This is a genomic window from Streptomyces sp. NPDC104381 (assembly GCF_055583745.1).
Map to the genome: position 1 here is coordinate 469,095 of NZ_JBVJNK010000003.1, position 12,440 is coordinate 481,534.

Annotated in this window: 12 protein-coding genes; 4 read left to right on the plus strand and 8 right to left on the minus strand. The window is 69.8% G+C overall.

Annotated features, from left to right (window positions below; all coding sequences use genetic code 11):
- Window positions 1-85: 85 nt before the first annotated feature.
- The 8 genes from ACZ607_RS11585 to ACZ607_RS11620 form a co-directional block, all read right to left on the minus strand.
- The gene (locus ACZ607_RS11585) at window positions 86-1,489 is read right to left on the minus strand and encodes a cytochrome P450 (RefSeq protein ID WP_469734184.1); all 1,404 of its coding nucleotides are present in this window, start codon (window positions 1,487-1,489) and stop codon (window positions 86-88) included.
- Window positions 1,490-1,649: 160 nt separating this feature from the next.
- Window positions 1,650-2,099 (minus strand): hypothetical protein, encoded by a 450-nt coding sequence (locus ACZ607_RS11590; RefSeq protein WP_469734186.1) that lies wholly within the window; start codon window positions 2,097-2,099, stop codon window positions 1,650-1,652.
- Between the two features lie 14 nt (window positions 2,100-2,113).
- The gene (locus ACZ607_RS11595; protein WP_469734188.1) at window positions 2,114-3,106 is read right to left on the minus strand and encodes a hypothetical protein; all 993 of its coding nucleotides are present in this window, start codon (window positions 3,104-3,106) and stop codon (window positions 2,114-2,116) included.
- A gap of 86 nt (window positions 3,107-3,192) precedes the next feature.
- On the minus strand, window positions 3,193-5,190 hold the full coding sequence (locus tag ACZ607_RS11600; RefSeq protein WP_469734190.1) for a hypothetical protein: 1,998 nt from the start codon (window positions 5,188-5,190) through the stop codon (window positions 3,193-3,195).
- Entirely contained in the window at window positions 5,187-5,945 is a 759-nt protein-coding gene (locus ACZ607_RS11605; protein WP_469734192.1) for a toll/interleukin-1 receptor domain-containing protein, read from the minus strand. Before ACZ607_RS11605 ends, ACZ607_RS11600 begins: the two co-directional genes overlap by 4 nt.
- A gap of 14 nt (window positions 5,946-5,959) precedes the next feature.
- A complete protein-coding gene (locus ACZ607_RS11610; RefSeq protein WP_469734194.1) occupies window positions 5,960-7,255 on the minus strand; it encodes a helix-turn-helix domain-containing protein in 1,296 nt (431 codons plus the stop codon).
- Window positions 7,256-7,487: 232 nt separating this feature from the next.
- The gene (locus ACZ607_RS11615; RefSeq protein ID WP_469734196.1) at window positions 7,488-8,372 is read right to left on the minus strand and encodes a hypothetical protein; all 885 of its coding nucleotides are present in this window, start codon (window positions 8,370-8,372) and stop codon (window positions 7,488-7,490) included.
- A gap of 48 nt (window positions 8,373-8,420) precedes the next feature.
- The gene (locus tag ACZ607_RS11620) at window positions 8,421-8,867 is read right to left on the minus strand and encodes a TIGR03618 family F420-dependent PPOX class oxidoreductase (RefSeq protein WP_469734198.1); all 447 of its coding nucleotides are present in this window, start codon (window positions 8,865-8,867) and stop codon (window positions 8,421-8,423) included.
- A gap of 359 nt (window positions 8,868-9,226) precedes the next feature.
- Here ACZ607_RS11620 and ACZ607_RS11625 point away from each other — a divergent pair, with 359 nt between their 5' ends.
- The 4 genes from ACZ607_RS11625 to ACZ607_RS11640 all read left to right on the plus strand — a co-directional run bounded on the left by ACZ607_RS11625 (window position 9,227) and on the right by ACZ607_RS11640 (window position 12,439).
- Window positions 9,227-9,466 (plus strand): phosphopantetheine-binding protein, encoded by a 240-nt coding sequence (locus tag ACZ607_RS11625; RefSeq protein WP_469734200.1) that lies wholly within the window; start codon window positions 9,227-9,229, stop codon window positions 9,464-9,466.
- A complete protein-coding gene (locus ACZ607_RS11630; protein ID WP_469734202.1) occupies window positions 9,463-10,314 on the plus strand; it encodes a siderophore-interacting protein in 852 nt (283 codons plus the stop codon). Before ACZ607_RS11625 ends, ACZ607_RS11630 begins: the two co-directional genes overlap by 4 nt.
- A 101-nt stretch (window positions 10,315-10,415) precedes the next feature.
- A complete protein-coding gene (locus ACZ607_RS11635) occupies window positions 10,416-11,417 on the plus strand; it encodes an ABC transporter substrate-binding protein (RefSeq protein ID WP_469734204.1) in 1,002 nt (333 codons plus the stop codon).
- Window positions 11,414-12,439: a FecCD family ABC transporter permease gene (locus ACZ607_RS11640; protein ID WP_469734206.1), complete on the plus strand. Its 1,026-nt coding sequence runs from the start codon at window positions 11,414-11,416 to the stop codon at window positions 12,437-12,439. The genes ACZ607_RS11635 and ACZ607_RS11640 overlap by 4 nt, the downstream gene beginning before the upstream one ends.
- Window position 12,440: the final 1 nt, after the last annotated feature.

Genomic DNA, 12,440 nt, shown 5'->3' on the forward strand with positions numbered 1-12,440 from the left:
CCGCCGCCCCGCGCGATGGCCGGGGGAGCGGTCCCCGGAAGTGCCGGAGGCGCCGGAAGCACTCCCGGGGACGTCACCGGTGGAGTTACGCCCGGCGGTGGAACGTCAGCGTCATCGCGTCCGGTTTCACGGTGACCACGGCCTGGGGCCTCGGTGGGCGGGAGGAGAGTGCCAGCCGGGGCCAACTCTGCAGAACCGTCGCCAGGATGATCTGCAGCTCGCTCCAGGCGAAGTTCTCCCCGATGCACTTGCGCCGGCCGTCGCCGAAGGCGAGGAAGGACCCGCGGGCGAGGTGTGCGCGCTCCGCCGTCCAGCGTTCGGGGTCGAAGGCCTCGGGATCGGGGAAGACCTCCGGGTCGTGCTGATGGAGATAGGGGCTCCACACGACATCGGCACCCTGCGGGACGAGGTGCCCACCGAGGTCGAGGTCCCGCGTGGCGGTTCTGGTCACCATCCACGCCGGCCCGTATTTCCGGATGGTCTCCTGCAGGACGCGGCGGGCGTAGGGAAGGCGGTCGAGGTCCTCGTAGGTGAGGGGCCGGCCGGCGCACACGGAGGCCAGCTCGGCGCGCAGCTGCCTCTCGATCGCCGGGTTCCGGGTGATCTCGTAGAGGGTCCAGGCGAGGGTGGTCCCGGTGGTCTCGATGGCGCCGGTCAGCAGCGTGATCGCCTCGTCCTGCAACTGCTGGTGGCTGAGCGGCTGTTCGGCGTTGAGGAGGGTGTCGAAGAGACCGGTCCGCTCCTGCTCCGGGGCGGCGTGAGGACACCCCCCGCCCTGGGCCTCCCCGTTCGAGAGGGCCGGCGCGAGCGCGGTCGTGCGGTGGCTGATGGCCTGGTCGATGAGTACCCGGAGCCTCTCGACACGTTCGCCGTGCGCCCGGTTGGCGGGCAGGGGCAGCCGCGTGACCCAGGAGGGGAGGACGGTCTGACGGATGGTCCCTTTCATGATCTCCGGCATGAGAGCGGTGAACTCGCCCTGGAGGTGGTCGGGCAGATCGGTGCCGAACAGGGCGACCAGGAACGCCGCGAGGGCGATGTCGTTCATATCGGCGTACACGTCGCGTGGGGAGCTTTCCGGCCAGGCGGTGACCATGGCCCGCACCTGGTCGATCATGGCGGGGCCGCGAGTGGCTATGTGTGCCTTGTTGAACATCGGCTGCATCAGGCGCCGGTTGCGCAGATGCGTCTCACCGTCGGCGACGGTCGCGAGACCGTCTCCGAAGAAGACGCGCAAGGCGTCGATGATCTTCCCGCCCTTGGCGAAGTCCGCCGCGTCCGTCACCAGCACACGGCGGGTCAGCGCGGGGTCGGTGACCACATAGGCAGGCATGGGGCCTATGCGTATGCGTACGACACTGCCGTACTCGCGAAGTGAGGTGACGAACGGAAGGGGATCGCGGACGAGCCGGTGGGCATGCCCGATGAGAGGGAAGCTGCCTGGCGCCGTCGGCGTGGGGGCCGACGACGTGGTGATGGTGGGGGAGTGCACGGCTGCATCTGCTCCTGACGTGGGGGTCCGGGTGCGGCCCATGCATGCCCAAGATCACGTCGGTGGATGCCGCCGGATTCCGATCGTTGCGTCACAACCGGGCGGTGTGGTAGAGGGGCTGTTCCTCCTGGCGCGCGGCCGAGACAGGATCCGCCGCTGTTCAGCTCTCCTCCGGGACACCAGGGCCGCTGACATGGAAGGTGAGTTCTGCGATCCGTCCTGCCTGAACCACGGGGCCGTGCTGGACTCCGCCGGTGATGTCGTTGTGCACCGCAAGGGGAAGCGGAGCGGAGGTGCCGGCGAGCCGCTGGAGGACGGTTACGAGATCGCGCAGGTCACCGCCGGTGACGGAGCCGCTCCGTAGAAGCTCGTGCAAGTGGGCGTGGCACTGGTTCGTGATGTCCTGAGTGGTCACCGCGCCGTTGTGCGCGTCGGCTGCGAGCAGCCGGTCGCGCGCGGTGTCGAGGTCGGCGACGGTGACACCGTCGGGAGCGGTCCGTGAGATGAGCCGTCCGACGAGCTCGCGCGCCTGCGCCCAGGAATCGGTGACCATGAGCGAGACCAATGTGGTTGCTCCCGACGCGGCGAGAGCGGCAAGTTCGGTATCCACGTTCTTCCTCTCTGTCAGTCGTCGTGGAGTGTCGATTCGGTCCCGCCGTCGACCGGGTGCTGTGGGTGTCCCTCCTCCGACGTGAAACTCGCCGGTGGGTCGAAACGGCGCAGCACGGCGTCAGCCGTCTCATGCTGTTCCTGTGTACGGATGACGTCGGCCATCTGCTTGGCCAGCATCGCCCGTCGGGGATCTCCGTCGGGAAAGCCCAGAGCGTTCAGGGCGTCCACGAAATGATCTGCGGCTGTCGGAGTCCGGTGCAACGACGCGTGGAGGCAGTCGAGGCTCTCCTCACCCTCTTCCTCATGTGGCTGAGGGAGGAGATCACGCAGCCGCTCGGGAACGTCGGTGTCATTGGCAGCGGATGTGAGCCGGGCAAGAAGGCCCAGATCGGCCACCGCCTTCTCGACGTGATCGTCGTTCTTGGCGAGCCACCAGACCACCGCACTGCCGGTGTCCTTGAGCACGTCCTCCCCCAGATACTCGCGCTTGCTCTGCTCGTACTTCCGCTGGTGCTCCCAGACCGCCTTGTCCTTGCGCACTCCGGCAAGGGCGTCGAGCCGTTCCTGATCGTGTTCGTGGAGGGTGAGCGTGACATTCTCCGCCATGGCCTGGAGGCTCCCGGTGCTGTCCGGGACCATACGGCTGAGCGCGCCGCTCAGCTCGTGCCGGACGAGTGAGACCCGCCCGGGATCCCGCTGCTCGGTGATGGCCCTGGCCCGGTCCAGTACGGCTTCCACGGCGAGTCCCGCAGGATTGAGCACGGGGCCGATTCCGGACGTGTCGAGGGCGTACCAGCGCACGGTCGCGGAGATCAGAAAGTCGTAATCGGGCCAGTGGCTCGGCAGCGCGACACGGCTGATGTGGTGTTCCCTTCGTTCGACGGGAGCCGCCGTCAGCTGCTCCTCGAAGACGACCGGCACGGAGCCACGGCGCACCGCGGCGATCCGGAATACGGCGGCGGGAACGGCGATGAGCAGGACCACCAGCGTGGGCCAAGCCCACATGGGCCATTGCTCTGTCAGCCCGATGATGGTCAGCAGCAGTCCGCACAGGATGGTGAGAAAGACAGTGGTCGTCCTGCATCCGGTCGTCACGGTTCGGTCCCCCTGGCTGATGCCGCATGCGGCGGTGTGGTCGGCGGGCCGAGGCCCTGTGCTGTGCTGATCTTCCGAAGGAGCAGGTCGGTGGTCACCTCGGCGCGTGCGGTCCCGAGAGGGTCCGTACGCTGCGCGTCGCGTGCGCTCGCATACAGTGCGGCGAAGGCCGCACCTCGTCGGCCGTCGCACCGGTCGGCTGCTTGGACGAGGAGTTCGAGCAGAACGTCCCCGCGGCGGCCCCTGGCAGTCGCCGCGTGCAGCCAGCGTTCGGCATGCGGCTGCCAAGCCGTACGCGGCAGCCCCTCCAGTACGGCCTGCCAGCAGACCGTCAAGGACGCTTGTACGCCGCCCTCCTCGGCCAGTGCGTGTGTGTCGTCGTACGGGTCGGTCAGTGGCTCCGGATCGCAGGTCCGCAGGAAGACGTGGAGCTCAGGCAGCGACAGTCCGTGCCGCGCGAGTCGGGCGAACAATCGCCGGCGTAGCCGGTGGCTCGTTGCCACCAGTTCGTGGAGCGACTGGCGGGCGAGCGGAGCGAAATCGCCATCCTGGCAGGCCAGGTAGTACAGCCGGAGCATGGCCTGGTCGGGGTGGCTTGTCGCGATGACATCCGCGCAGACCTGGACGAGGACCAGGCCGAACTCCCTCTTCAGCTGCCGTTGGGTGCACCACTGATAGATCCGTCCGCGAAAGAACCCTCCGTGTGCGGGATCCTCCAGGCCGCAGGTCAGCGCCTGGACGGCGGCTTCGCGCCGCACCTGGCTCGTGTCCGTGCAGGCCCACTCCTCGGCGAGGGTTGCCAGGCCCTCCCCGTGGCCGGTCCGCAGATACTGCCCGGCCAGCTGCGCCACCACTCCGTCGCGGAGGCTCCGGGAGACATGCGGTCCGCTCAGCCCTACGCTCTTCATGATCCACGTGCCCAGACGGGGCCTCAGCGCGGGCATGTGGTCCCAGAAATGGGTACGGACCGCGGTGTCGTAGTCCAGGTCTGCGAACCGCACATGTCCGGTCGGGCCGGTGCCGGCGGAAATCTCCGCCAGTCGTTCGGCGAGGTCCTTGTGCTGGAGCAGCGGCAGCACGTCCGGCGGCGATCCGGCCGTGCGAAGCAAAAGCTGGGAGCTCTCGTGGATGACGTCGGCATGAGCACCGTGGAGCATGGCGACGGTGATCAGGAGGGCGCGTTGAGGGCCGTCACGCAGGCGGGCGACGAGCGCAGCGACGTCCTTCCGGCGATCCTCCCGGGCATCGAGGGCTGACGCGCACCACTCCGCGAACGTGTCGTCCGGCCCGGCGGCCTCCCGGGCTCGCCGTACCAGGTCGGCGAAGTCCGCGATCTCCCGCATCGGCCTCTGCTTCAGGAACCCTTCGACCACGGGAACGTCTCGGAGATACTCCTCGGCCGGCAGGCCGTGCGTACGGAGATGACGCCGGAACACCCTGTCGCAGGGCGGGCCTTCGATCACCACCCGGTACTGCTGGAGGTCCGGGGCGAGAGCTCCGCCGTTCACCATGACGACGACGAGATGTGCGTGCTGTTCGTGGACCGCCTTGCGGAGGGCGGGCAGCCCCGCGTGGGCCGCAGCCCAGCGAGCAGGGTCGGCGGCGGACAGATCCAGCAGTAACCGGTCCCCGAATCCGACGAGTTCCTGAGCCTTACGGGAATGCTCTTCCTCCTCGGGCAGGAGTTCATGGAAGACGCCTGTGTCCTGGTCGTATTCGCGCAGGAGCACACGGGCCGCCGAGGTCCGACCGGTGCCGGGCTTGCCGTCCAGGATCACGGTGCCGGTGTCGGCGAGCTTGGCCCGGGCCTCACCCATGTGTTCCGGGGCGACCAGTACGCGCCGCAGCCATGCGAGCTGGTCGTCCGCGATGCGCCGGAAGGAGCGTCCGTCCGGTTCCTGCGCCGCAGCACTCATGGTGACGTAGATGTTGCCGCTGCCGGTGTGCATGGGGCCCTGGGCCCCTTCGACCCGTGTGCTGCTGTGCTCGGTCACCTGCCGTCGTCCTCCTGCTGGTCCGGTCCACCGAACCGGTGCCGGATGTCGCCGCGGTGGTCACCTTCGAAGTACGTCATTCCGTCGCCCGAGAAGTGCCGGTCACCGGACACGTGCCGGGAGTTCTGGTAGATGTGACCAGGTCCCGTGTGGATGGTGCCGCCGTTGGTGCCCTTGATGACGGTGCCACCGACGTCCCCGGTGAAGTCGCGGCTCTGTACGGCCGTTCCGCTCACGTCGCCGACCGAGTTGGCCACCGTGTCCGGCAGACGTGGATCGGCGGCGTCCCGGTCCAGGTCACGCAGCCCCGGGACCAGGTCGGCCACCACGTCGCCGAGACGTTTCAGGCCCGACTCGGTGTCGTGTGTGCCGAACGGGACGGACTGGAGGTCGGCCAGTGGGGCCAGCTCGTCCGGCAGATCTGCCTTGTTCAGCCGGTCCGTCTTGCGGCCGTCCAACACGGGCACGACAGGGAGTTCACAGCTGAATGCCTCCAGGATCTCCTTGCGTACCCAGTCCTCCGGATCGCGCAGCCGTTCACGGAAGTTCGTCCAGTCCGGGCCGATGACCGCCAGGAGCACGGCACTGCGGCGTAATCCGTTGAGCAGGGCGGCGGGGTATGCCTGCCCGGGAGCGACCGACTTCGAGGCCCGGAAGATCCGGTCGCTGCCGAAACGTCGCGAGAGTTCCTGGTCGATCAGGGCGGCTGTCTTCTCGCCGTCCCCCGTGCGGTAGTTGATGAATACGTCGGTCATCGCAATTCCTCTCGTCAGGTGGTGGTGGGGCGCGACAGCGCGCTGAGTCGTGGCGTGAGCCGGCGTACCGGAGCGCAATCCGAATGGCGTGCGAGTACGCGGGCGAGACGGCGGAGATCGATGGTGACGGTCGCCGACCGGACGGCCGCCACCCCGTCGAGGAGGGGTGCGGTCAGTGCGCAGGCGTGATCGATCTCCCCGTCCGAGGCGTAGGCGAGGGCTCGGCGTACGCCGTACCGCACCTGTGTACGCAGTGCTTCGGGGGAAACCAGGGAGAGCTGTCGGTCCAGTTCGTCCGCCGCGTCCCGGGGCCGCCCCAGATCGACCAGACACCATCCGGTGACCATGCCGACCGAGTCGGGCAGGTGCATGCTCCCGATCACCGGTGCGTCGGGGCTCCCTTCCTGACGGGCGAGGAGCACGCGGGCGCGGTCCAGCGCGCGCAGGCAGGAGTCGCGATCGCCCGCGAGTGCGTGCCCCTGCGCCTCACGCTGTGCCGCCAGCCCGCGGATACGCGGTGGAAGGCCGTCGCTCTGTGCTCGCCGGGCCAGGGCGACCGTCTGCTCGGCGTCGTCCTGGTACAGCGTGATCAAAGCCCTGCGGACCAATGCGTAACCGGCCAGAGCCCGGTCACCGCCCGCGGCCGCGAGGTCTACCGCGCGCTGGGTCCACCAGAGCGCCGCCTGCTCGTCCCCCGTCTCCTGAACGAGCCAGCCGACGTACTCCGCGTACCGGGATCCGAGTCCCAGCAACGCCTGACGGGCGCTCGCGTCGGCGTGCGCGGACAGTTCCCTCAGTGTGTGCGTCTGTGCGATCAGGCCGGGCAGCAGGAACCCGGGTTCGACGTTCTGGCCGAGCCGGCGGTAGTGCGTGAACAGGGAGCGGGAGGCTTCCAGCATGCCGGCTCCCGTAGCGGGAGTGACCGGACCGTGGGCTCCCATCCGTAACCGCATCAGGGAGGCGGCACCGGCGCTCACAGCCTGCCGCCTTCCCATGGGCTGGAACCAGCTCTCCCCGCCCGGTGACAGTTGCATCGTCCATTCCTCCTCGTTGATCCCACCCGGGACCGGTTCGGCCGGCAGGCCGACGGTGGCCGCGGTGACGAGAGCGACGAGCGCTCCGTCGGCCCGGAGGGCCGCGTCACACAGCCGGACGAGATCGCGGCTGGGCGCCTTGAGACCTCGTTCGACCTTGCTCAACTGGGCTTTGCTGTAGTGCACGGCGGCGGAGAGTGCTGTGAGGCTGAGCCCGGCGTCCAGGCGACGCCTTCTCAGTTCCTCACCGAACGCGGTGGTGGACGGCTGGGGCACGGGAAACCTCCGTAACCATCCGTCCAGGCGAACGGCCCGCACGACAGAGTGCGGGAATCCCTGCCGGACGGACAAGGCGATCGGTGCTGTTTCCCGTTTCCTTCTCCGCAGGTGGCACATGCCATGCGAGGACAACCGCCCGGATCGTCTGCGTTCGCATACGTCAGACCGACCGGTTCGATCAGGCATCCGGGGTTGGAGGGGGATGCCGCCGCCCGGGAAAGCGGGCGGGTCAGCCCCGGGGGAGGGTGAACGTGTGGGTGCGTGGGGCGGCGCAGGTCTGGCAGGTGCCGTGGAAGTGGGAGAGCCGGCGGCCGTCGGTCCGGGTGAGGGTGTTGCGCCAGGAGCAGCGGAACTCCCCGCACCGGCAGGGTCTCCGGCTGACCGCGAGGAACGCGCCGGTGTTGGAGTCGTGTCCGTCCTCGGGGGGTGCCGGCCGGGAGGCTTGATCGTCCCCGTGCCGCCGCCGTAGCCACGCCACCTGCTCCGCGGTGAGGAGGCCCGAGCCGCCGCACTCCACGCATCGGCCGGGTCCCGCGTTGTTCCCGACGCACCAGCATCGGCCGTAGCCGCCGCTGCCACCGCTGTAGGCCCTGCCCCCGCACTCCTGGCAGATCCCCCAGCCGTGACAGTCGTCGCAGAGGATCCCGTCGGCCGTGCTGCGGGTGAAGGGCGGCTGGGCCAGCTGCCGTTCGGCGTAGACGACGGGGGTCCAGCCGGTGAGCGTCACGATGCCCCGGCCGGCGCCCGTGTAGATCCGTACGCCGAAGTCCTCCCGTTCGGCCGTCGCCCAGCTCTCCCCGTCGGGGCCCGAGCGCTGTCTCCGTACGGTCCAGCCGGCCGCGGCGAAGGCGTTCAGGGCGTTGTCGCCATCGTCATCGTCACCGGGAGGCGAGGGGCAGGCGTCCGTACCGACGCAGAGCAGGAACAGGAAGCGGTGGCCGACCGGCGCGGGGTCGCGCCAGCGCACCGGGTCGGTCCACTCGCGGGCCATCTCCGGCCGGCGGCCGGGGCGCACCGCCGAAGCGATCTCCAGCAGCTGCCCCTTGAGCCACACCGCGCTCGCGGGCGCGGCGGGCGCGTCCCCGGGTTCCTGTGCGCCGGTCAGATCGGTCATCGTGGGTGCCGCCTCTCGCTCGGAGACGTCCATGATGGGGCCGGGCGGTCACGGGGCGGGGACGGGACCGCCCGGACGGAAGCGTTCCACGCCGACGATGTGCCGCACCTTGAGCGGACGTACGACCACCGCGACCCGCTGTTCCTCGGGCATGAGCCACTCGAACCGCTCGCTGCCCAGGTACTTCCGGGCCAGCCGGTCCATCCGTTCGTGCGCTTCCTCCCCCTCGATGAAGCGGGCGACCTCGCCGCTGATCTGTACGCGGTCGAAGGGATTGTCGGCGTCCGCGTGCGAGAGGTAGACGCGGGGGTCGTGGCGCAGGTTCTCCTCCTTGACCCGGCCCACCGAGGTGTTGAACGTCAGCTCCCCGTCTCCCTCCAGGTCCACCCACATGGGGCTGACCTGCGGCGCACCGTCGGGGAACACGGTGCCCACGTACCAGATGAGGGGGGCCTGCAGTCGGGCGCGGACGGCTTCGTCGAAGATCAAAGTCATTTTCGGAGGCTACCAACCATGAGGGACCGGCTCGCATCCCCGGTTCCGTATGGTCGCGTATGTCCATATGGTCGGGCATTACTGATGGATCGTCATGTACGGGCTGGATATGGCCGGCGAGACGGGTGCGTCACACCGATCCGTAGTGCGTATCCTGCACAAGGGGTATGAGGTTAGGTTAGCCTTGCCTAGGTTTCGGCGGGCGAGGGGGAGTTCATGTCGTGGCGTGCTGCCGTCGTCGTCGCCGTACCTCGCCCGCGCCCACCCGGGCCGGGCGTCCGTATGTGCCGTACGGCGCCGTGACCGCCCTCACCGGCGCCGACCGCGCCGCCGGTTTCCCTACCCTCAGGAGTCATCCCATGATCCAGACCTTGTCGGCCGAACGGATCCGCGCCGACGTCGCGGAGCTGATCGGCTGCGACCCCGCGGAGATCGAGCCCGAGGAGAACCTGACCGATCTCGGTCTGGACTCGGTCAGGACCATGGTCCTCATCGACCGCTGGCGCGCCGCGGGGGCCGCTTCGCTGGAGTACGCCGACCTGGCGGAACAGCCCGAACTGGCCCACTGGACCGAGCTGCTGACGGGCAGGGCCGCATGAGCCGGGTCGACCACCGGAGCCGGCACCTGGACCGGATCGCGGAGGTCCGGGCGGGGCGCCGCGCCGAGAAGGTGGGCTATCCGATCGGCATCCGCGAGACCGAGGTCGTACGCACCGCCATGGTCGGGGCCGGACTGCTGCGGGTGACGCTCGGCGGGCCGGGCACCGAGGGGTTCGAGGCGCACTCGCCCGACGAACACGTGAAGCTGCTCTTCCCGGACCCGGACGGCTCGCTGCGGCTGCCGGAGCCCAACGGGGCGATGCTGCGCTGGCCGCGTCCGGCGCCCGTCTCGCGGCAGTACACGGTGCGCCGTTACGACCCGGTCTCCGGCGAGATCGACATCGATGTGGCCCTGCACGAGGGCGGCCTCGCGTCGGAATGGGCGACCACGGCCCGGCCCGGCGCCGTCATGCATCTCGCCGGGCCTCCCGGCGGGCTGATCGTCCCGCACTCGTACGACCGCTATCTGCTCGCCGGTGACATCACCGCGCTGCCGGCGGTCGCGCGCTGGCTGGAGGAGCTGCCCAGGACCGCCAAGGGCTGGGCGTTCGTCGAAGTCCCCGACGCCTCGCAGGAGATCGAACTCTCCGCGCCGGAGGGTGTCGAGGTGCACTGGCTGCACCGTGACGCCCGTGCGGCCGACGCCGACGACGCGCTGGTGCGGGCGGTGACCGCGGTGACCGTGCCCGAGGGCGAGCGGCTCTACGTGTGGGTCGCCGGCGAGGCGGGTCAGATCAAGCCGCTGCGCCGCTGGGTCCGCGACGAGCTGGGCCTGGAGAAGGCCGACCACGACATCACCGGGTACTGGAAGCGTGGCGTCGCCGACTTCGACGAGGACGACCACTGACCGACGGGCGGACCCGTCGGCGGACTTGGCGCCCCTCCCGGGTGTCTTGATCAGATTTTTTGAACTAAGGTAAGCCTTACCTAAATTTCGAGGAGCAATCGATGTCCATACGCAGAACCTCCGGCCTCGTCGGCGCCGTGTCGCTGGCTTTGATCCTGGCCGGATGCGGGTCCTCGTCGGACGGTGGGTCGGACGCCGCGTCGGGGAAGGACAAGACCCGGGTGTTCGCCGCGGACAACGGCAAGATCACCATCCCGGCCGACCCGAAGCGCGTGGTGGCCACCGGCTACGCCGTGCCCGCGCTGATCGAGGCCGACGCGCCGCTGGTCGGGATCTCGTCGTGGAAGCGCGGCGAGCCGATGATGAGCAAGGAGGACCTCGCCGAGTACAAGAAGCTCACCAAGGTGGCCGGTGAGCAGGCGGCCGAGACCAACTACGAGGCCATCGCCGAGGCCGAGCCCGACCTCATCGTCATCGGTGTACCCGCCCCCGTGCTCGGCGACATCGACGTCAAGCGGCTGGAGTCCATCGCCCCCGTCGTGGCGATCGGCCCGAGCCTGCCGTCCGCCTGGCGCGACCTGTCCCGCAAGCAGGCCGACGCCGCGGGCGCCCTGGAGAAGTTCGACGAGGGACAGAAGGCGTACGAGGCCAAGGCCGCCGAGCTGGCGACGAAGTACAAGGACGTCCTGCCCCAGCTCAAGCTCGGGCACGTCGGCGCGTACGGCGAGGTCGCCAAGGGCACCTTCCAGCGCGAGTTCGGCGGTTCGTGGGGCACCAACATCGCCGAGGACCTGGGCGCCAAGTACTACGGCAAGGTCAAGAAGGCCGGCACCGGTTCGAGCGCGGTCAGCGAGTACCCGTCGATCGAGGAGCTCCCGGACGCCTTCGGTGAGGCCGACGTCCTCACGTACTCGGTCAACGCCGACGGCAGCGTCTCCGAGGCGGTCCAGTACGTCCTCGACTCCAAGCTGTGGAAGAACCTGCCCGCCGTCAAGGCCGGCAAGACCTTCCCGCTCCGCTACACCGAGGCCGCGACCTACGGGCAGGCCATGAACACCCTGGACGCGATCGACACGTCGCTCGCTCCGCTGCAGAAGTCGTGACGGTCGCGGGTCGCGCGTCGGGACGGGCGGGGAGCAAGCGGGCCGCCGTACCGCAGATCGGCCTGCTCGTCGGGGGACTGGTGCTGCTGGCGGTGGTGGCCGTGCTCAGCATGGGCATCGGCGCCCACCCGGTCCCCCCGGGCGAGGTCGTGCGCGCGTTGCTGGACTACCGGGGCACCGACGACCACGTGATCGTGCGTGACGTCCGGGGTCCCCGCTCGCTGCTCGCCATCGCGGTGGGCGCCGCCCTCGCGGTGTCGGGCGCGCTCATCCAGACGCTGGCCCGCAACCCGCTGGCCGAGCCCGGCATCCTCGGGGTCACCGCGGGTGCCGGGTTCACCATCACCGTCGGCTCGGCGCTCGGACTGGCCGCCGGGCAGGCGGGCCAACTCGGCTTCGCCGTCCTCGGATCGGTCCTGGCGGCGCTGCTGGTGGCCGCGGTCGGGCGGCGCTCGCCGCTGCGCCTCGTCCTCACCGGCGTGGCCCTGACCGCAGTGCTCAGCGGCGTCGCCCTGGGGCTGCGGCTGATGCTCCCGGACGTCTTCGACACGTACCGCTTCTGGTCGGTCGGCTCGCTGGCGGCCCGCGAACAGGCGCCCCTGGCCCTGCCGTTGGCCGCGATCGTGGTCTGCCTGATCGGAGCGCTGCTGCTGAGCAAGGCGCTCAACGCCCTGGCGCTGGGCGAGACCGTGGCGCACACCCTCGGCGCGGGGGTGGGCCGGGTGCGGGTGGCCACGCTGGTGCTGATCACCGTGCTCTGCGCGGCGGCGACGGCGGTGGCCGGGCCGATCCTGTTCGTCGGCCTGATCGTGCCCCACCTGGTACGCAAGCCGGCGGCGGGCTCGGTGCCCTGGCTCATCGTCTACACGATGGTGCTGGGCCCGGTCCTGCTGCTGATCGCCGACATCGGTTCCCGGGTGCTGCTGCCGACCGGCGAGGTGCCGGTGGGCATCGTGACCGCGTTCCTCGGCGGACCCATGTTGATCTGGGCGGTCCGCCGCTACGGGGCGGGGTCACTGTGAA

Excerpts from the sequence above, each read along its gene's own strand:
- ACZ607_RS11595 (WP_469734188.1), bottom strand. The coding sequence starts at position 3,106 with ATGTGGGCTTGGCCCACGCTGGTGGTCCTGCTCATCGCCGTTCCCGCC.
- ACZ607_RS11605 (WP_469734192.1), bottom strand. The coding sequence starts at position 5,945 with ATGACCGACGTATTCATCAACTACCGCACGGGGGACGGCGAGAAGACA.
- ACZ607_RS11615 (WP_469734196.1), bottom strand. The coding sequence starts at position 8,372 with ATGACCGATCTGACCGGCGCACAGGAACCCGGGGACGCGCCCGCCGCG.
- ACZ607_RS11620 (WP_469734198.1), bottom strand. The coding sequence starts at position 8,867 with ATGACTTTGATCTTCGACGAAGCCGTCCGCGCCCGACTGCAGGCCCCC.
- ACZ607_RS11625 (WP_469734200.1), top strand. The coding sequence starts at position 9,227 with ATGATCCAGACCTTGTCGGCCGAACGGATCCGCGCCGACGTCGCGGAG.
- ACZ607_RS11630 (WP_469734202.1), top strand. The coding sequence starts at position 9,463 with ATGAGCCGGGTCGACCACCGGAGCCGGCACCTGGACCGGATCGCGGAG.
- ACZ607_RS11635 (WP_469734204.1), top strand. The coding sequence starts at position 10,416 with ATGTCCATACGCAGAACCTCCGGCCTCGTCGGCGCCGTGTCGCTGGCT.